23 protein-coding genes are annotated in these 18,270 nt (G+C 70.3%); 10 read left to right on the top strand and 13 right to left on the bottom strand.

What is annotated here, in order from left to right; translation table 11 throughout:
• Positions 1 to 188 precede the first annotated feature (188 nt).
• The 4 genes from Vqi01_RS03270 to Vqi01_RS03255 all read left to right on the top strand — a co-directional run bounded on the left by Vqi01_RS03270 (position 189) and on the right by Vqi01_RS03255 (position 2,924).
• Positions 189 to 998 (top strand): hypothetical protein, encoded by an 810-nt coding sequence (locus Vqi01_RS03270; protein ID WP_204032822.1) that lies wholly within the window; start codon positions 189 to 191, stop codon positions 996 to 998.
• Complete coding sequence (locus Vqi01_RS03265; RefSeq protein ID WP_204032820.1) at positions 995 to 1,576, top strand: helix-turn-helix domain-containing protein; 582 nt, start codon at positions 995 to 997, stop codon at positions 1,574 to 1,576. The genes Vqi01_RS03270 and Vqi01_RS03265 overlap by 4 nt, the downstream gene beginning before the upstream one ends.
• Complete coding sequence (locus tag Vqi01_RS03260; protein ID WP_204032818.1) at positions 1,573 to 1,920, top strand: hypothetical protein; 348 nt, start codon at positions 1,573 to 1,575, stop codon at positions 1,918 to 1,920. Before Vqi01_RS03265 ends, Vqi01_RS03260 begins: the two co-directional genes overlap by 4 nt.
• Before the next feature lie 113 nt (positions 1,921 to 2,033).
• Positions 2,034 to 2,924, top strand: coding sequence for an ABC transporter permease (locus Vqi01_RS03255; RefSeq protein ID WP_443673747.1), 891 nt, complete (start codon positions 2,034 to 2,036; stop codon positions 2,922 to 2,924).
• 46 nt (positions 2,925 to 2,970) lie between these two features.
• On the opposite strand, the gene Vqi01_RS03250 is transcribed toward Vqi01_RS03255, so the two are convergent.
• Complete coding sequence (locus tag Vqi01_RS03250; protein ID WP_204032815.1) at positions 2,971 to 3,294, bottom strand: hypothetical protein; 324 nt, start codon at positions 3,292 to 3,294, stop codon at positions 2,971 to 2,973.
• A 216-nt stretch (positions 3,295 to 3,510) separates the two neighbouring features.
• On the opposite strand from Vqi01_RS03250, the gene Vqi01_RS03245 reads away from it, so the two are divergent.
• Both Vqi01_RS03245 and Vqi01_RS03240 read left to right on the top strand, forming a co-directional pair.
• A complete protein-coding gene (locus tag Vqi01_RS03245; RefSeq protein WP_204032813.1) occupies positions 3,511 to 3,705 on the top strand; it encodes a hypothetical protein in 195 nt (64 codons plus the stop codon).
• 876 nt (positions 3,706 to 4,581) lie between these two features.
• On the top strand, positions 4,582 to 4,989 hold the full coding sequence (locus Vqi01_RS03240; RefSeq protein WP_204032811.1) for a hypothetical protein: 408 nt from the start codon (positions 4,582 to 4,584) through the stop codon (positions 4,987 to 4,989).
• A 17-nt stretch (positions 4,990 to 5,006) separates the two neighbouring features.
• Here Vqi01_RS03240 and Vqi01_RS03235 read toward each other — a convergent pair whose 3' ends face one another.
• From Vqi01_RS03235 to Vqi01_RS03190, 10 genes are all read right to left on the bottom strand, one after another.
• Positions 5,007 to 5,765, bottom strand: coding sequence for a hypothetical protein (locus Vqi01_RS03235; protein WP_204032809.1), 759 nt, complete (start codon positions 5,763 to 5,765; stop codon positions 5,007 to 5,009).
• Positions 5,766 to 5,790: 25 nt separating this feature from the next.
• Positions 5,791 to 8,502 carry a phage tail tape measure protein gene (locus Vqi01_RS03230; protein WP_204032808.1) on the bottom strand — a complete coding sequence of 904 codons (2,712 nt, stop codon included), beginning with the start codon at positions 8,500 to 8,502 and terminating at the stop codon, positions 5,791 to 5,793.
• A gap of 27 nt (positions 8,503 to 8,529) precedes the next feature.
• The gene (locus Vqi01_RS03225) at positions 8,530 to 8,889 is read right to left on the bottom strand and encodes a hypothetical protein (RefSeq protein WP_204032807.1); all 360 of its coding nucleotides are present in this window, start codon (positions 8,887 to 8,889) and stop codon (positions 8,530 to 8,532) included.
• 298 nt (positions 8,890 to 9,187) lie between these two features.
• On the bottom strand, positions 9,188 to 9,670 hold the full coding sequence (locus Vqi01_RS03220; RefSeq protein ID WP_204032806.1) for a hypothetical protein: 483 nt from the start codon (positions 9,668 to 9,670) through the stop codon (positions 9,188 to 9,190).
• Between the two features lie 258 nt (positions 9,671 to 9,928).
• Entirely contained in the window at positions 9,929 to 10,321 is a 393-nt protein-coding gene (locus tag Vqi01_RS03215) for a helix-turn-helix domain-containing protein (protein WP_204032805.1), read from the bottom strand.
• Complete coding sequence (locus Vqi01_RS03210; RefSeq protein ID WP_204032804.1) at positions 10,311 to 10,796, bottom strand: hypothetical protein; 486 nt, start codon at positions 10,794 to 10,796, stop codon at positions 10,311 to 10,313. The genes Vqi01_RS03215 and Vqi01_RS03210 overlap by 11 nt, the downstream gene beginning before the upstream one ends.
• Positions 10,793 to 11,167 carry a hypothetical protein gene (locus tag Vqi01_RS03205; protein ID WP_204032803.1) on the bottom strand — a complete coding sequence of 125 codons (375 nt, stop codon included), beginning with the start codon at positions 11,165 to 11,167 and terminating at the stop codon, positions 10,793 to 10,795. The genes Vqi01_RS03210 and Vqi01_RS03205 overlap by 4 nt, the downstream gene beginning before the upstream one ends.
• Positions 11,168 to 11,431: 264 nt before the next feature.
• A complete protein-coding gene (locus Vqi01_RS03200) occupies positions 11,432 to 12,652 on the bottom strand; it encodes an AAA family ATPase (RefSeq protein ID WP_204032802.1) in 1,221 nt (406 codons plus the stop codon).
• Positions 12,652 to 13,059 (bottom strand): hypothetical protein, encoded by a 408-nt coding sequence (locus Vqi01_RS03195; protein ID WP_204032800.1) that lies wholly within the window; start codon positions 13,057 to 13,059, stop codon positions 12,652 to 12,654. Before Vqi01_RS03195 ends, Vqi01_RS03200 begins: the two co-directional genes overlap by 1 nt.
• A complete protein-coding gene (locus Vqi01_RS03190; RefSeq protein WP_204032799.1) occupies positions 13,056 to 13,244 on the bottom strand; it encodes a helix-turn-helix transcriptional regulator in 189 nt (62 codons plus the stop codon). Before Vqi01_RS03190 ends, Vqi01_RS03195 begins: the two co-directional genes overlap by 4 nt.
• Before the next feature lie 112 nt (positions 13,245 to 13,356).
• On the opposite strand from Vqi01_RS03190, the gene Vqi01_RS03185 reads away from it, so the two are divergent.
• Together Vqi01_RS03185 and Vqi01_RS03180 are read left to right on the top strand one after the other, a co-directional pair.
• Entirely contained in the window at positions 13,357 to 13,941 is a 585-nt protein-coding gene (locus Vqi01_RS03185) for a helix-turn-helix domain-containing protein (protein WP_204032797.1), read from the top strand.
• Positions 13,941 to 15,017 carry a site-specific integrase gene (locus Vqi01_RS03180; RefSeq protein ID WP_204032795.1) on the top strand — a complete coding sequence of 359 codons (1,077 nt, stop codon included), beginning with the start codon at positions 13,941 to 13,943 and terminating at the stop codon, positions 15,015 to 15,017. Before Vqi01_RS03185 ends, Vqi01_RS03180 begins: the two co-directional genes overlap by 1 nt.
• Before the next feature lie 31 nt (positions 15,018 to 15,048).
• Here Vqi01_RS03180 and glnA read toward each other — a convergent pair whose 3' ends face one another.
• Positions 15,049 to 16,473 (bottom strand): type I glutamate--ammonia ligase, encoded by a 1,425-nt coding sequence (glnA, locus tag Vqi01_RS03175; protein WP_204032794.1) that lies wholly within the window; start codon positions 16,471 to 16,473, stop codon positions 15,049 to 15,051.
• A 324-nt stretch (positions 16,474 to 16,797) separates the two neighbouring features.
• On the opposite strand from glnA, the gene Vqi01_RS03170 reads away from it, so the two are divergent.
• Positions 16,798 to 17,130, top strand: coding sequence for an RDD family protein (locus tag Vqi01_RS03170; protein ID WP_239098142.1), 333 nt, complete (start codon positions 16,798 to 16,800; stop codon positions 17,128 to 17,130).
• Positions 17,131 to 17,188: 58 nt separating this feature from the next.
• Here Vqi01_RS03170 and Vqi01_RS03165 read toward each other — a convergent pair whose 3' ends face one another.
• Entirely contained in the window at positions 17,189 to 17,878 is a 690-nt protein-coding gene (locus tag Vqi01_RS03165; RefSeq protein ID WP_204032790.1) for a DUF4191 domain-containing protein, read from the bottom strand.
• 205 nt (positions 17,879 to 18,083) lie between these two features.
• Here Vqi01_RS03165 and Vqi01_RS03160 point away from each other — a divergent pair, with 205 nt between their 5' ends.
• The gene (locus tag Vqi01_RS03160) at positions 18,084 to 18,233 is read left to right on the top strand and encodes a hypothetical protein (RefSeq protein ID WP_204032788.1); all 150 of its coding nucleotides are present in this window, start codon (positions 18,084 to 18,086) and stop codon (positions 18,231 to 18,233) included.
• Positions 18,234 to 18,270 lie beyond the last annotated feature (37 nt).

Genomic DNA, 18,270 nt, shown 5'->3' with positions numbered 1-18,270 from the left:
GCTCGCGTTGACTGCCGTTGATAAGTCCCGCTTGACCTGGGCAATCAGTCAATCCGTCCGTTGATCACCGTTAACCGTCTGCGGACTTTCTGCGGACTGATCGCGGACCGCGAACCCGCCAAGTAGGCGGGCCCGGACTCGGAGATACCAGCTCCGGCCGGGCCCTTGATCGCCCCGGGAGGCGACCCATGAGCACCCTACCGACCCTGCCTGTCTGCGGGCGTCCCGCCACCATCCGCATCGAGGCGTACTCCCCGCTCGACGGCCAGCCGTACGGCACGCTCGACGCGTCCGTGTACGTCTGCCCCAGCCACGCCGACCAGACCGCCACCGCCCTGCAGGAGGCCGGATTCGCGGTCCACCGCCTGGCCGGCGGCGACGGCACCACCAAGCGCTGCGGCGACGGCCTGGACGCCACCGACCCCGCCGACATCCGGACCCTGACCGCGCCGGCCGCGCCGGCCGAACTGCCGTTCACCCTGCCCGCCTGCGAGCAGCCGGCGACCATCCGGATCGAGGCGTACTCGACGGCACCCGGCGAACCGACCGGATCCCTCGACGCCTCGATCTACGCCTGCGGCCCGCACGTCGACGACATCCTGGCCACGATCCGGGCCGCGGACATGAACCCGTACCGGGTCCTGCTGGCACCGGACTCGGCCCCTCGCGTCTGCGGGTACGTGCACGTGTTCGCCACCGGCCGACTGTCCGGGCACCCGGCGTGGTGCGACCTGAGCAACTGCGAGCGGCGGCGGGAGCACTGCTCGCCGGTGGTCGAGGTCGACGGCGTCCACCGTGAGCCGCTGATCATCCACGTGATGCTGATCCAGTCGGTTCGGCCCGGCGCGGTGCCGATGCTGTCGATGACGGTGGTCGACGGCGGTGGTCGGGCGCCGGTGCCGGTCAGCGAGCACATGATGATGCCGCTGGACCAGGCCGCGGTGCTGGCGGACAAGATCCGTTCGCTGATCGACGCGGCGATCGGTGGTGCCCGGTGAGCCAGCACGTCAAAGCGGCCCTGCTCGCGACCAAGGGCCTCGGGAAGAACGAACGCGCCGTCGCCGTGGCCATCGCCGCGCACATGAACACCGCCGGCGACGCCTGGCCCAGCGTGGCCACCATCGCGGAGTACGCGGACTGTTCCGAGCGCACCGTTCAGCGGGCGATCGCCAAGCTGATCAACCTCGGTCGGCTCGTGTGGCGGCACGTCGCCGGGATCGCCACGCGGGTGTACCGGCTCGTCGTCGACGCCGCCCAGGGGGTGTCACCGGCGGGCCAGGGGGGTGCCAAATCGCGGCCAGGGGAGGTGACAGAACCGGCCGGCGGGGGTGACACCCAGGGTGACACCCGAAGGGGTGAAGATCATTCGAAGGAGAAGCCGCGCGCGAGCGCGCGGGACTGGCGTCGCTGGATCCCGAAAAACAAGACCACCCGGCCGCCGTACCCCGAGAAGCGCGGCGCGGCGTTGCCGCCGCCGCCTGGCGGGGACCGATGCACGAAGCCGGGCCACGTCGGGCAACTCGTCGGCCAGTGCACGGCGTGCCGCAGCGAAGCCCTCGCCGGAGGTGTGCGGTGAGCCGGCCCGAACGGTGGTGGCGGCCGTCGACGAACCGGCGGCCCGCTAGCCGGCGCGTACGGCGGCAGGCGTTCACCGGCCGCGACGTCGATGACGCCTTCGACGTCGGCTACCGCGCCGGGCAGGCAGACGCGGCGCAACGCCGCCAGGACCGCGACGAGCAGCTACGGCGGGCCGCCGACGCGCTGCGCGCCGCCGACGCCGGCGACCCGTCGCTGATGGACCAGATGGCCCGCGAGTACGGCATGACCCCACCGGATCGGACCGGCGACGCCGTCGACGGCGATCAGATGATCAACGAGCTCGAGACCTGGCTCCGCCAGCAGAACGGAGAGACGCTGTGACCGCCCCGACGATCAACGGCACCCGCTACCCGCAGCCCGTCGACGCGCTGTTGCCCGCCGCCCGCGAGCTGCCGCTGCTGCCCGGCGAGGAGGTGCCGGGCCGGAACCGGCTGATGCGGGAGTTCCGCATCGGTGCGCCGAAGGCGGGAGAGCTGCGGAGCATGCTGATCGAGGAGAAGGCCCGCGAGATCGCCGCTCGGGAGTTCGCGGCCGAGCCCCCGAACGCCTGGTCTGCTGACGTTCAGGACGTCGACGAGCCGCCGGCGGACCCGTGGCAGTACGCCGAGCCGCTCGGCCCGGACCCGGCACCGGCCGAGCCGGACCCGGTCGCGGACCCGGTCGACATCCCACTCGACGGTGGGTCTGCACCGGCCGACGAGCCGGACCGGGCGGCGACGCTGCGCGCCGCGATGGCCGTCCGGGGTGCGCTCCTGGAGCCCCGACCGGACCCGGCGGACACCCAGGTACGCCCGGCCGTCGAGGCGGACCCGGCAGCCGACACCGCGCCGGCCGGCGTCGAGACGGACGCGCAGCCCACGCCGGTCGGTCACCCGGACACGACCAGCCCCGCCAAGCGGGTTCGGCCGGTCGCCGTGTGGCCGATCATCATCCTCGCTCTGCCCGCCTTCGTAGCCGTCTGGTCGGGGTGGGTCGGACTCGGCGGACTCACCGGGTTCGGCGTCGTGCACCCGCTCCCCGGCATCTGGGACAGCCTGGCCATCAACACCGCCATCACCCTGCCCATCGGCGTCGAGACGTACGGCGCTTACGCGTTGTTCGTGTGGCTGTCCGGGCGGATGCCGGACCGGGCACGCCGGTTCGCCAAGTGGTCGGCCATCGGGTCGCTGCTCGTCGGCGCGCTCGGCCAGGTCGCCTATCACCTCCTGGTCGCCGCGGGCATCGACTCGGCCCCGTGGTGGATCACTACGGCCGTGTCGGTGCTGCCCGTCGCCGTGCTCGGCATGGGCGCCGCCCTGGCCCACCTCGTACGAGAGGGTCACTGACCCACCCCGGAACGGCAGTAGCCCGCCAGAATCAGCCCCTGGCGGGCTACTGCTCCCGGCAGATGCACCGCGTCCACGCCAGAAACCGCGTCGTCAACTCGCCGGGGTCAACGTCGGGCAGGTCGGCCAGCGCCGCGGTGAGCAACGCGCCCATGTACATCGACAGACTGATGCGGTCTCGGCCGTGGTACTCGGTGAGTTGCACCTGTGCCGGCGGGCACGGCCAGGGCGCGTCGCACGTCGCGCAGGTCCAGACCGCTAGGAGTGGCATGTGCTGGTCGGCGAGACGGACCGGAAGATTGCCGACGGCCCGGGTAGCCCGTGCGGTCTGCTGGGTCATGGCTTCCCGGTAGGTGATCGGTCGCTCCATCGGGCCGGCGCTCCGTCCGTTCGGGGGCGTAGTCGCCCCCTGCCCGACTGGGCCGGAGGTACCAGCCGGGCAGGGGTCGAATTCCGCCATGCCGGCAGCGAGGACCCCTCGACCACCGGCACGGCGGGTAATCCCACCCTCACGCACCCCCCGTACGGTTGTCAACCCTGTCAACTTGACGGCCCTGCTGTGTGTCAGGTCCGTACGGTCGGGTTCATGCGGCTCGCAGGCATGGCAGAGATCCAACAACTCCTCGGAGGAGTCAGCCGCCAGCGCGCCTCGGAGATCGTCGCCCGGCCTACCTTCCCGGCGCCCCTGGACACCCTGGCAACCGGGCGGATCTGGGCCCGTGACGACGTGCTCGCGTGGATCGCCGAGCACCGCCCCACCCAGCGCGGCGACGAACGCTAACGACTCGGCCGCGGACCGGCCGGACCGGACGGCGACGGCGGACCACCCGGCCGCGGACCCGCCGGGCCACCACGGGGAACCGGCCCCCACCCGTCGACGCATTCAAGATCGTTCACTGCCACGAAAGCGAACAGTACCGATCGGCCGCCGAATGCTCCCGCCAGGCCAGCACCCACCGCCACCGCCCCGACCCGTCACGGACGTGACGAAACGTCAACCGCGCTGGCCGGCGTCCACGTGACGTAACAGCGCCTCAGCGACTCCACTCGATCGGCGCTCATCGCGTAACGCGCGACCGGGAGCCACCAGGGGGAGGGGGTCCCCACGGATCATGACCAGGCCCTGACCCGCCCTCGCCTCAGGCGTCTGTCCGTCCGTGACGCTGAAGATTCCACGTGACGGCGGATGTAACGGTGGCGCTCGCCGGCACGGCCGCAAGCAGGGAGAACACGGGGGCGTTACGTCCCTGGCCAGCCCGCGTTTCCAGCCCCCGTAACGGTGCGTTATCACCGGGCGTGACCGGCCATGATCAGCGTTACGGGGGGGTACGCGCCTGAGGCGGGGGCGGGTCAGGGGGCCGCCGTTGCCCGTGCCGGACCCTCCCCCCTGGGTCACCCTCCGTAGTCGCCGCTCGGTTCGGTTCTGGTGCTTGCTCGTTGGTTCGTCGGTGCGCTGCGCGGCGCCGTCGCCTCGCCTCGCTCGGTCTGCTGGTCGATCGGCGTGGCGGCGGTGGCCGGTCGGGGTGTGGGTCGGTGTCGATGCGTTGACGTCGAAGCCGATTCGTTCGATGCTTCGTTCGGATGATCGGACAAGAGCAGGGGTGCCACCCACCGGGTACCCACCACCGGTGGCCTGTCGGGTCTACTGTCGACCGGGTTGACCAGGGCGTGGGAGGTGGTCGGGGTGAAGGTGCGTAGTGCGGCCCTGATGGTGGGAGCGTTCGTGTTCTCGGTGGCGACCGGGATGGCGATCGGGTCGGTGGTGGGGGACCGGCGGGCACCGGAGGTGGTGATGGTGCCCCTGGATGCTGAGCCGGCGGTCTCCGCTAGCCCGGCGGTGTCGCCGTTGCCGGTGGCCACCACGGCGGCGGTGGAGGTACCGCCGGCGGCGGCCGTGACGACGTCGACGCCGCCAGCGAAGTCGAAGAGCAGCAGGAAGCAGGAAGGTAAGACGGTGACCGAGCAGCCGCAGCAGGACCAGGAGCAGGAGCAGACGGGTACCGGGACGGTGGATGTGGAGAAGCCGGCGCCGCAGCCGCCGCCGCCGACGCGGCCGGGAGGCTGACGCGGGGTCTGCGTGGTCTATTCGCCGGCGTTCGCCCAGGCCGATTCGAGGCCGTGCATCGACATGACGCGTACGCCGATCTCGCCGCTGCCTGCGGTGCGGCGGGCTTGGACACGCACCCGGTGCAGGTGGCCGTACTCGTAGACGGCGTCCACGGTGGCGGGCCCGAGGTACATGTGGACGAAGGCGCCGGCGTCCACGGTGGCGGGTTCACCTACCTGCTCGCCGTTGAGGGTCATGCGGACTTCGCCGGCGGTGGTCCCGTCGGATGCGCGGGCCAGTACGTGAGCGAATAGCACGGGGTGCTGTACGGGCATGGTGCCGGCGGCCATGTCGGTGAAGGTGCCCGAGGTGGTGGTGGTGGTGGGGATGGTCACTTCGCCGAGCTGGACCGGGATGTAGGGGCGGGCGAGGCCGCGGCCGGATGCGATGTCGTCGCTGACGACGTACTGCTCGGCCAGGTCGTAGAGGGCCGCGAACCCGCTGTCGCCGACCGCCCCGGTGCCGAAAGCGGCGAACGCAACGGCGCCACCCGCGCGGCGCAGCACCGTGCCCCGCAGCCCGCTCTGCGGGTCCAGCCCCATCCACGCCAGGTCAACGCCGTCGATGTCCTTGACGCGGAAGGTGCCGCCGTCCTTGACGGTGACCCCACCCCGGCCGATGGACGCCGCCTCCAGCCGCCGGCCGGCGATCAACTCCCTGACCAGCTGCTCCAGGTCGTAAAGCCTGCGGCCGAGGTCGCCCTTCGAGATCGCGTTGTCGCCGATCACACCCATCGTCTGTTCCTCATCTCTGTGCTGCTCACGGTATGTGCATCGCGATTTCGTCTTGGACCTGGCGCCAGCTGAATCGGTCGGTCCACGCCTGGACGTTCACGTTGATGTTCTCGGCGGCGAGGCCCCGACCGGCGCCGCCGTAGTCCCCGCGAGTCGCCGACGAACCGACCACCGCGAGCTTCGCGCCGGCGTTCGCGGCCGCCAACGCCGCGGCGTTGCGGCGGGTGGCGTCCACGGTGCTGACCCACTCGCCGCGGGTCAGCCACGCCGGCACCGCGTCGTAGCCGTACGGCCCGTCCACGGCACCGCCGCCGGCGTACCGCGACCCGACCGGCCCACCCAATGCGTTGAACTCCCGGCGGCCACCACGGGCCGTCGCCTGCTCGACGATCAGCCGGGTCCGCACATCAGGCGGGATCCGGTCCAACCATTCGAGGTGGGTGCGGATCTGCCGCTGCGCCGCGTCCAGGCCGAGGGTCTTGAGGATCGTCTCGACCTCCGGCGGCACCTTGTCGTACGCCCGCGCGTACTTGATGATCTCCGACTCGGTGAGTCCCGCCTGCCGGGCCTGCTCGATGAACTTGGCCTTGAGTTCTTCGGTTTTCGCGGTCACCTCTTCGGTGCTGCTGGCGGTCTTCGCGTACTCGACGATCAGCTCACCGTGCGACTTGATCAAGTCACGTACGTTGGACCGGTTGGCCATCGCCGCCTTGCTGTTGCCCTCCAGCTGGCCGCCGTTTTTTTTGGCCTCTTCGGTCATCCGCTTCATCGCCGCGGTGGCCTTGTCTTCGGCCTCCTCCAGCCCGAACACCTGGTCGAAAAGGGCTTTGAGTGCCTTGTCGAGCTCGTCGACCTCACTGGTCAGGTCACTCGCGGCGTCGGCGGTGAGGCCGAGGCCGGCGGCCAGTTGGCGGGTGGCCGGGTCGAGGTCGCCAACGCTCTTGCCCTGTCCGGCCATGGCGTCGGCGACCTGGTCGTGAAGCTCGCGGGCGTTGTCGAGGTCGACGCCGAGTTCCCGCATGGCTTCGCGGAGCTTGGTTGCCTGCCCGGTCTGCTTGTTACCCAGGTCGAGCACAACGGACCCGGTGACCTTGTTCTGGTCGAGGACGGCGTTGACGCGGGCGATCGCGTCGGCTTCGCCGAGGATCGCGCCGGTAAGGTCGGCGGCGGAGATGCCGAGGCCGTTGGCGGCGTCGATCGCACCCCGCTTGGACAGTTCGTTTGCGACCCACAGTCGGGTGTCGCGGGTGACGGCCCCTGACTGTTCGTCGAGAGTGTCGGACAGTTCCCGCGCCCGGCCGCGGGCTTCGGCCTGCGACATGGCGAACGTGGTCATGAGGGTGACCGCGCCGGCGATGACGAGCCCCCACGGCCCGGCGAGGAACGAGCCGACTTTGCCGAGGGCGCCGGTAGCGGCGACGGTGGCGGCGGCGAGTCGGCCTTGCGCCATGGCCAGCTGGTCGAGGGCGGCTTTCGTTTGTGCGATGCGTGGTACGACGATCAGCGCGGTCCCGCCGAACAGCAGTAGCCCGGCGGCGGCCAGCCCGAGGACCGCCAGGATCGTTTTGACCGGACCGGGTAGGTCACCGAGGACACCGGCGAGGTCACCGACCAGGTCAGCGGCCGCGCCGACGGCCGGCAGGAAGGTGTTGCCGATGTCGATCGCGAAGTCGTTGAGCTGATTCCTCGCGATCTGCATACGTGCTTCGGTGGTCTCGTATCGGCGCGCCGCCTCCTCCACCAGCGCGGTGTTGTCTTCCCAGCCCCGGTTCGCCGTGTCGAGCGACCGGGTGACCAGGTCGCCGGCACCAGCGAGACGCAGCAGCGCATCCCGCAGCAGGATCTCGCTCATCCCGAGGTCGGACAAGGTCTTGAAGACGTCACCACCGGACTGTTGCATCCTGCCCAGGCCCTGAATGAAGGCGGCGGTGGCGCCTGCGGCGTCGGTTTGGAACGCCTGCGCGTACTGGTCGGCAGACATGCCGGCGACCTTGGCGAACAGCTCCAGCCTGGTGCCGCCGGACCTGACGGCTTGCTCGATGTTGATGAACGCCCGCGAGATGGCGCTACCGCCGGCTTCGGCCTGGACGCCGACGGACGACAACGCTCCGGCGAAGCCGATCACGTCGGCCTCCGACATGCGCACCGTCTTACCGGCACCGGCGATGCGGAGCGACATCTCCACGATCTCCGCCTCCGTCGTCGCGGAGTTGTTGCCCAGCTCCACGATGCTCGCGCCCAGGCGGCCGACGTCGCCGGGCGCGGTCTGCATGATGTTCATCATTCGAGACAGCGCGAATGCAGCCTCTTCCGAGGACAGGTTGGTGGCCACGCCCAGGTCAACCATGACCCTCGTGAACTGGACGATGTTCTCCCGCGCCACACCAAGCTGGCCGGCGGCCGCGGCGACGCCGGCGATCTCCTCATGCGTCTGCGGCAGAGTGCGGGCCAGCTGCCGCAGTTCGCCCTCGAGTTCGGCCAGCTGCTCCGGCGACCCGTCGATCACCTTCGCGACGCCGGTCCAGGCGGACTCCCAGCTGATCGCGGCGCGGGTGGCCATGACCAGACCGGCGCCGATCGCCGCGCCGGCCGCGAGGAACGTCGCGCCGACCTGGTCCATGGCAGCATCGACGCGGGCCTGCTCCGCGTCGAGCCTCGCCAGTTCCCGCTCGAACGCCCGCGCGGACCGCTCGGCGGACTTGAGACCCGTCTCAAACTTACGAGGGTCCGCCGACAAACGATACGATAGATCTTTATCCATGGGCTACAGCGCCCAACGCGGCGTAATGGCCCGCGGATCAACCTGCTTGCCGGGCTCGACGAGCGACACATGCCGCAGCTGCCAGTCGCGTACCCACCCGCCCATGTACTCCGCCGGCGAGTTCCGGAGGAACGAGATCGACGCCGCCAGGTTCTCGCCCCGCTGGTGGCGATCCCACTGCTGGCGGCCCTGCTCGGTGGCCAGGTCGAGGCGGATTCGGGCTTGCAGGCTGAGATCGGCGTAGTCGCGGCTCCACCTGGCTTCGCTCAGCTGGTCGACGCGGCCGATCACCTCCCGACTGCGGCCAAGCTGGCCGTCGCGGTGACGCCAGTACAGTTCGGTGGTGCACTCGCGTGTGTCCATGCCGGACAGGTCCAGCCGGTACCCGTCGATGCACAGGCCCTGCGTGGCGGCCCGAATGTTGATCGGGGCGCTCCACCGCTGTAGCTCGCGGAGCCGCGGCGACTGTGACCGGCGTGGCCGCGAGGCGGGTGCCGGCCGGCGGACCTCCCGCGCTTTCCGCGCTGCCAGCGCACGTTGATACGACGGCGACCCGGCAAGCGGATCGCCGATGAAAGGTGCCGCCGCCCTGAACGTCCGCCCCACGGCGGCACACGCAGCCCTACCGCAACCGCAGTCCATGTGATCGCTCTCCTGTCGGCTAGTCGGGGCTGAGATCGGCGAGCAACTCGGCCCGCCACGCGTTCTCCGTATCCCGCTCGATACGGGCCGCTTCCTGCTCGGCGCGGGTGGCTTCCCGGCGCCGCCGCTCCGCTTCCTCGCGCTCTGCCTTCCGGTCCAGCTCATCGACAACGGGCCGTAGCCGATCGAGCCGGTCGACCAGGGCCCGCCGCACCCGCGGGCTCTCCGGCGCATTCGCAGGGCCCGGCCGGCCGGCGTTGCCCCAGTACCGGCGAGTCAGCCGGTGATCGTTGGTGCCGTACCACCAGCTGTAGAGAACTTCGGCGTCGACCAGGGCGGCACGCGGGTCGTCGGGGGTGCTGTCGCGGGCAAGGTCGCGGATGGCGCGCTGGATCTGGCGCTCACGCGTGGCCTTGCACTCCGCCGAGCAGTAGAGGGCATACGACCGGCCGCTCTTGGCTGCGTGGAACCATCGCCGATCGACCGGGCACCGCCGCCACATCGACGGAGCACCCGGGGCCGCCTCGAACGCCTCAAGGGTCTGGCATTCCGACGCGTCAAGAGCCTGACAGCCAACGCACACCGCTCTACCACCCACCCGTCGTGACCGGCGCCGTAGCCGGGCCGGGGCCTGCCGGAGAGCCCCGGACCGGGCTACGGCGTAGGGGTGATGCCGCACCGCAGGCGAGTGGCGCAAGGCCGGGTCGCCTGCGGGCTGCCCCTGAGTGCCATACCTCGGCGGCTCGTGGGCTCCACCGGATCAGCCGCCGAGCTCGGCGTCGTCCAGCGGAACCGGGATGACCAGGCGGCGGCCGGTAGCGCGCAGAAGGCCGGCCGCCCGGTGCCGCCGCAGCGTCCGGGTGGAGACACCCAGGTACTGCGCGGCTTCCCGGTACGACATCACGACATGACGATGGCCTGGCGGCGGCCCTTGATCACGTTCGCGGACAGTTTCGCGGCCAGATCGCCCGTTCCCGGCCACCGTGATGGCCATGGCCACCAGGTCGGGTGGCGGCGTGACGCCGCTGCGGTGGCACCAGTCGAGGTGAGTGCGCAGGGCCCGCCGCAGGTGCGCCATGCCCTGCTCGTCCAGCGTGACCGGTTGGCCGTGCTGGTCGATGGCCACGACGCGTGGTGGCCCGTCAAGCGGCATCCGCCACCACCTGCGGCCGGCACCCCCGGCAGACGGGCACCAGGTAGAGCAGCAGGCCGGCCTGAACGGTGGCCACCTGCACCCCGGCGGCGCCGCACCACGAGCAGACCTGCCACGGTTCGCCGAGCAGCGGCGCGCAGTCGACGCACACGACCAGGCGGGGCCGCCAGGTGGCGGCGGTGACTGGTGCCGGACGGTCGGGGTGCGGGGCGTGCTGGCATGTCCGGCCGGGCAGGGCCCGCGCGTACACGCCGAATGCTTCGACGAGTTCGCGGCGTAGCCAGTTGGGAAGAGCCGTGAGGGTGCTCGTCGACGAGCTGCCGCCGCCGGCGGCGGCCAGCCGGGCGGCGTGCGCGGCCGCGGCGTCGGCCTGGTCGACCTGGTGCACGGGCGCGGCGGCGCGCAGCTCGTCGACGAGCTCAGCGAAGCGGGGGTGTCCGGCGAGGCGGGCCATCGCGGCGGCGGGGTCGGTCATCGGGGGTCACCTCCGGTCCGCCGGCGGCGGGTGCGGATCTGTTCGGCCTGGCGGGCGAGCGCGGCCAGCACCACGGCGATGGGTTCGGCGACGGTCCGCCAGCCGGCGACGCGGGCGAGGCTGCCGGCGAGGTCCCGCAGTTCACCATCGCGTAGCCCGCTCACCTCGACGGTGAGCCGCTGATCGTCGGGGTTGGTCATGCTGTCGGCCTTTCGGTGGGTGAGCCGGTCGCGGTGCCGGTGGCGGAGGCCTGCGGCGCGGGCGGCGGCGTGCTGGTCGCGTTCGCGGCGGGTGCGTTCGCGGCGGCGGACGGTGGCGGCGACGGCGGCCGCCAGGCGCTGTTCCCACTCGGCGCGCTCCTGCTCGGTCATGCGGCTTCCACCGGCAGCAGGGCGAGGCAGGTAGAGCAGCAGGGTTCGGGGTTCGTCCCACCTCGTCCCTCCCTATAAGGAGAGGGACGAGGGGACGAGGTCTCAGAGGTTCGTCCGGGACGAACCGGGACGAGGTTGGGACGAGGGGACGAGGTAGCGGCCTGACCTGCGGATATCGACATCGGGCAGGGGGACGAGTCTGCGGAAGGCCGATCAGGGCCCTGTCCGTTTTGATAGGGGACGAGGTGGGACGAACCCAATTGACTACCCACGGGGCTCCTCCAACGCCTCGATGGTGAAGGGCCGAATGTGCGTGTGGATCATCGACACGCCCTGCCTCCGCTGAAGGACAAAACCCTCATTGACCAGCAGTTCAAGCGCTGCCCGGACAACGCCGGCCTTCCCGCCGGCCAACTGCTCAATGGCGTTCTTCGACAACCCGCCCGGATTCTCCGACAGGATCCGCGACACCTTCGTCATGACCGTGGTGGGCCGTAGCCCGGTGTCCGGGCTGGACGTCGGCGGCGTCAGCGACGGCTCCACGAACTCCTGTTCGTGGGAGGTCACGACCAGGTCCCCGAACCAAAACAGACCCTCACGGCCGGGCAGAGCATGTCGACGTAGCTGCGCGGGCCGATCCTTGGTGATGTAGACCGTCGACCGACCCGTCAGGCCCACACCGAACGGCCGCCGGTTCTCCAACACGTACCCGGCGCCGTTGAGCCCGTTGAGCTTGTGCACGCCGCCGATGGCGTACCGGCCGCGGCCCTCCGCGTTCTTCGTGACGTGGTCGAGCGCGACGGTTGCCGGGCCCTGGTCGGCGATCCACCGCGGCAGCAGCTTCCCGAACGCGGCTACGTCGGTGTTGTCTTTCATCTCCAGGCCGTGCAGGCTCATCGCCTCCGTCACGCCGTCGAGAACCGCCAGCGTCGGCCGTAGCTCACCGAGGACATCACCGAGGTCCTGCCGGTTGCCCAGGGCGCCGATCGCGTCGTCCGGCTTGACGTAGGCGAACCGGTCGCGGATGTGCTCCGGCTTGGTCTGCATGGCCAGCAGCCGGCCGACGATGCCGCCCTCGTCGTCTTCGAAGTCGAGGTACAGCACCCCGTTGCCGGCCTCAAGTTCGGCGCGCACCGCCAGGAGAGCGAGCCACGTCTTACCGGCTTCGCTCTCGCTGGCGATGGTGTGCATCCGGCCCGGGTAGAACAGGCCGATCCCGTCGTCTCGGCGGCCGACCGTGGCCCGGGGCGGTTGGTAGGTGCCTTCCAGCACCGCTGTGAGGTCGACGGGCCGCCAGCTGCGCCGTGCCTGCGGCTCGTCGACGGGCCGCTCGTCGCGGGCCTGGAGCACTTCGGCTTTGCCTGCGTTGCGGCCGGCGAGGTACGCGCGCAGCTGGTCGACGTCGACCCCGCACCGGTCGGCGGCATCCTGCTCGGTCCATCCGTCGTCGGCGTACACCGCGGCGGATCGGAGGGACGCCGTCATCAGGCTGCCACCGCCTGCCAGGGGTGCTGGCCGGCGGCGGCGTCGCGTTCGGGCGTGGTGAGCGCCATGCCGGTGCACGTTGACCACCAGTCACATGGCCCGGTGTGGACACCGCCGCATCGTGGCGCGTTGTCGGCGGCCGCCGGTGGGGTGGCGGCCAGGGCGAGCACGTCGGCGGCGGTCAGGGTGTAGCCGGCGGCGGGGTCGTCGGCCAGGTGCTCATCGAGGGCGCGTACGTCTCGGCGGTGCGTGACGACCGGGTCGCCGGCGCGCGGTGGGGGCGTGGTGATCGTGACGGGCGTGACGGCGGTTGGCAGTCGGGTTACGCTCGCGATGGGTCCGCCGACCTGCTCACCGCCCGCTCCCCGGTCGCCATCGCGGGGGCGGGCGTTCTCGTTGTCGGTCATGCGGCCTCGGCTTCGGCCTTGCACTCGGCGACGTACGCCAGCACCTCGGCCCGGTCGTACAGCACGCGCCGGCCGCCGGCCTTGAAGCTCTTCGGCCCCTTGCCGACGTGACGCCAGTACCGCACGGTTTCCGGCGAGGTGCGGAATAGCTCGGCGACCTCTTCGGTGGTCATGTACTCCGGCATGGTCATTCCTTCCCGGTGGTGCCCGTTGGCCGTGTTGGAATGATGGTGGGTTGCCGTTGACTGCGCAAGTCCAAACGGCTAACCTTCATTCTGCTTAGGAATGGAGGTCCGAATGCCCCGCCCGAACCGCCCGCGCAGCCTCGCCAGCGAGGCGAACCTCGCACAGCGCATCGCGCACGAGCGGGAACAGCGCGGCCTCAGCTACGAGGCGTTGGCCAGGCTGATGACCGAGGCGGGCTGCTCCATCCAGGGATCGGCGATCTACAAGATCGAGAAGGCCAACCCGCCCCGCCGGGTCACCGTTGACGAACTGGTCGCACTTTCCAAGGTGCTCGGCCTGTCGGTCGACGAGCTACTGATGCCGATGGAGATGGTCGAGCAGCGGCAGGCGCAGTCGATCCTCCAAGAGTTGAGCCAGGTGGAAACCCTGCTCGCGGATGCCACCGAGCGGGCCGTGGCTCTCTTCGTCCAGTACTTCGAGCTCACCGCCACGAATCCCGAACTGCGCGAGTACATCGAACACCACTGGTTCGCGCCGCTCTCTCCCGGCGGCCAGGCGTTCACCTTCGCTGTGCGCGGCGAGAGCGTCACCGACGAGCAAGTCCGGGACCAGGTCCGGGAGTTCCTGTGGTCAGCCTTCGACACCGCCCTGAAGCGCGCCACGCCAGCGGCGCGCGGACAGTGGGAGTCCTCCTGATGGCCAGCATCAAGAAGCGTCCGGACGGGAAGTACCGGGCCCGGTACCGCGACGAGGCCGGCAAAGAGCACGCGAAGCACTTTGTCCGCAAGGTCGACGCTCAGAACTGGCTCGATGAGCAGACTGCCGCGATGGTCACCGGTACGCACGTCGAGCCGAAGAAGGCCAAGACGACGGTCGCGCAGTGGTGCGAGACCTGGCTTGACGGGTACGGCACCCGTCGTGCGTCGACGGTCCGGCAGGCCCGGGTGCACGTCGCGCAGATCGTCGCCGAGTTCGGCAAGATGCGCTTGGGTGCCGTCCGGCCGTCGCACGTGAAGGCGTGGACCACGAAGCTGCGTGAGGACGGCCTGGCGGCCTCGTACGTCTACGCGCTGCACAACCGGTTGGCGCAGATCTTCTCCGACGCTGTGCACGACGGGATCGTGCCCCGGTCGCCGTGCTCCCGGCGTACCTCGCCCGGCCGGGCCAAGCAGCGGGCGTACGTGGCCACCACCGACCAAATCTGGGGCCTGTACGAGCAGATGCCGGAGCGGATCCGTGCGGCGGTCCTGCTCGGCGCGTTCGCCGGCCTGCGTACCGCTGAGGCGTGCGGGTTGCGGGTGGCGGACGTGGACTTCCTGCGCGGCATCGTCACGCCGGCCGTGCAGTACCCGGCGCTGCCTCTCAAGACGGAGATCTCCAAGACGCCGATCCCGGTGCCGCGCACGCTCACCGAGGAACTGGCGGCGCACGTCGCCCGGTGGCGGGCGGAGACGATCCTTACCGGCGACGACGGCGCGCAGCTCGGCCCGTGGGCGTTGGAGCGGGCGGTACGCGCCGCCCGGACGCACGTCGACGGCCTGGCGGAGGGCTTCCGGTTCCACGATCTCCGGCACTACTTCGCGTCGCTGCTGATCGACTCGGGCGCCAACGTCAAAGTCGTTCAGGCGCGGCTACGGCACGCCTCGGCGTCGACGACGCTCGACACGTACGGCCACCTGTTCCCCGATACCGACGAGGCCACCAGGTCCGCGGTTGACGCGGTTCTGGTGGCTCGTGCGGACTCCCTGCGGACTAGGGAGGTGATCGCCTAGCTTGCACCGCAGGTCAGCGGCATGATCGTGATCAGCAGTCGAAGTACATGGCGAACTCGTGCGGGGTCGGGCGCAGGCGTACCGGGTCGACCTCGTTGGTCCGCTTCCAATCCACCCAGGTGGAGATCAGGTCGGGAGTGAAGACGCCGCCGTCGAGCAGGTAGTCGTGGTCGGCCTCCAGCGCGTCCAGCACCTCGGGCAGCGTTCCCGGCACCTGCTTGACGTTGCCCCACTCCTCCGGCGGGAGGTCGTAGAGGTCCTTGTCGATGGGGGCCGGGGGCTCGGTCTTGTTCTTGATGCCGTCGATGCCAGCCATGAGCATGGCGGAGAAGGCGAGGTAGACGTTGGCCGAGGGGTCGGGTACCCGGAACTCGACACGCTTGGCCTTGGGGTTGCTGCCGGTGACCGGGATGCGGGTGCAGGCAGAGCGGTTGCGCTGGGAATAGACGAGGTTGACCGGCGCCTCGAAGCCGGGCACGAGACGGCGGTAGGAGTTGATTGTCGGGTTGGTGAAGGCCAGCAGGGAGGGGGCGTGGTGCAGCAGGCCGCCGATGTACCAGCGGGCGGTGTCGGACAGGCCGGCGTAGCCGGTCTCGTCGTAGAACAGCGGCTCGCCGCCCAGCCAGAGGCTCTGGTGGGTGTGCATGCCGGAGCCGTTGTCGCCGAAGAGCGGCTTCGGCATGAAGGTGGCGGTCTTGCCGTTGGCCCAGACCTCGTTCTTCACGATGTACTTGAAGAGCTGAAGCTGGTCGGCCGCGTGCAGCAGAGTGGAGAACCTGTAGTTGATCTCCGACTGGCCGGCGGTGCCGACCTCGTGGTGTGAGCGCTCGACGGTGAAGCCGCTGTCGACCAGCCTGCGTACGATGCTGTCGCGCAGGTCGGCGTAGTGGTCGACGGGCGGTACCGGGAAGTAGCCGCCCTTGTAGGCGGTCTTGTAGCCGCGGTTGCCGCCGTCTTCCTCGCGGCCGGTGTTCCAGGCGCCCTCGATCGAGTCGATGTAGTAGTACGACTGGTGCGCCGAGGTTTCGTGGCGCATCGAGTCGAAGATGTAGAACTCCGCCTCGGCGCCGAAGTACGCCGTGTCTGCGATGCCGCTGGCGACCAGGTACGCCTCGGCCTTCTTCGCCACGTTCCGCGGGTCCCGGCTGTACGCCTCCCGGGTGAACGGGTCGTGGATGAAGAAGTTCAGCGCGAGGGTCTTCTGCGCGCGGAAGGGGTCGATGAAGGCGGTCGCGACGTCCGGGAGCAGGAGCATGTCCGACTCGTGGATCGCCTGGAAGCCCCGGATCGACGAGCCGTCGAAGGCGAGACCGTCGGTGAAGAAGTCTTCGTCGATGGACTCCACCGGCATGTTGAAGTGCTGCATCACGCCGGGAAGGTCACAGAAACGTACGTCGACGAACTTCACGTCCTCGTTCTTGAGGTAACGCAGGAGTTCCTCGGGATTGGCGAACACTCGTCCTCCTGGCACGTCCACGGGATAGCTGGGCTCCTGGCGACGCTATGACCGCCCGGTTGCCCGGCCATGTCTCCAGTGTTTCTGCCGTGTAACGTCCCTCGCGCTGCGTCACCCCCGCCAACCAGGCCGGACCCGGGGCCGAGGGACGAGTCCGACCTGCGCCAGTGTAACGATAATTGGTGCCATTGGTCCGTTTCGGCATTCCGCGTCGGGCCTGGGTCCCGGAGTCGTACCCCCGCCTGGCTAGGCTTGTCCGCTGTGACCACCGAGCCCCACCGCCTGACGCCCCCCGCCGCGGACCCTGACTTCACCCCGGCCGACCTGGGCCGCCGATTCGGGGCGCTGGTCATCGACTGGGTGCTCTGCCTGCTCGCGGCGGGTCTGTTCGCCAGCCCCGCCCGGGACGCCTGGGCGCCGGTCGCCGTGCTGATCGTGGAGTACGCCGTCTTCCTCGGGTTGTTCGCGCAGACCCCGGGCATGTACCTGACCCGGATCCGCTGTGTCGACTGGACCGACGGCGGCCGGATCGGCCTGCTCCGGGCACTGCTGCGCGGCGTACTCCTGGCCCTGGTCGTGCCCGCCCTGTTGATGGACCAGCACCGTCGCGGGCTGCACGACCGCCTCGCCGGCTCGGTCGTCGTCCCCTTTCGCTAGCTCGCCGAGGAGCCGACCGCGCAGCCGAGCCGGGCCAGCGGCCGGGCAACTGGCGGAGTCAGCGACCGCGCATCTGGCGGAAGGCGCCGCGCGGCGGGCGCAGGTTCTTGGGGACGGCACCCTTGGGCATCTGCGGGCGGGCGGTCAGCGCCTTGAGCCGCTTGTCGAGGGCGTTGACGTCCTTGCCGCTGAGGTTGCGCGGCAACCGCATCAGCGTCATCCGCAGCTTGCGGATCGGCAGCTCGCCCTCGTCCTGGCCGATCACGTAGTCGTAGAGCGGGGCGTTGCCGATCACCTTGGCCAGCCGGCGCTTCTCCTGGCCGAGCAGGCCGCGGACCCGCTGCGGGTTTCCCTCCGCCAGCAGGATCACGCCCGGCCGGCCGACGACCAGGTGCACCATGTCCATCTGGGTGGTCGAGCTGACCGCGGGCTTGACCCGCCAGTCGCCGCGCATGCTCTCCATGATCTGCGCGGCCGCGCCCGGCTGGCCCTCGGCCGCGTTCATCATCGCCCGGTTGGACCGGAGGTTGAGCACGATAAGCAGGCAGAGCAGGGCGAACAGGATGCCCAGTGGCAACCACAGCCAGCCCCAACGGAGGACCGCGACCACGGTCAGCGCGAGCGGGATCAGGACCGCGCCGGCGGCCAGTGGCGCGAACCACTTGTCCTGCTTGGCGGTGAACCGGAACACCAACCCGATCTGCTTCAGCCGCTGGCCGAACGAGACCTTCTCCTGGGGCTTTGCCATGGCATCGAGTCTAGTGGGCGACCGCGCGTCGTTGATCCGCGCCTGGTGTTCGGCCCGCTGAGTACCTTACGGCCGCTCGGCGTGACCGCTCGCCGAAGGTAAGGAGGGGTGGCGGGCGCAGATCAGGCAACGCACCGACGCTCCGGTGCCACCTTCGCGAGCAGAGTCGGAGTCAGACAGTTGACCATGACCGAAGGAGCCCGACATGTTCGTCACCGACTCGGAGTTCTTCCTCACCCTGCACCGTACGCACGCCACCGACCTGCGCGCCGAGGCGGCCCGCGAGCGGCTGGCCCGTACGCTGCCCCGCCGCTCGGCGCGCGGCTGGCTCACGCGCCGACGCGTACGGGGGTAAGGAAGGGCCCCTTCTTAACGCCTGGTGTAGAGGAGGG

Origin of the sequence: Micromonospora qiuiae, assembly GCF_016863555.1 — a bacterium.
Lineage (GTDB): Bacteria > Actinomycetota > Actinomycetes > Mycobacteriales > Micromonosporaceae > Micromonospora > Micromonospora qiuiae.
The sequence above is the reverse complement of the archived record's forward strand: the minus strand, read 5'-3'. Positions and strand labels throughout refer to the sequence as shown.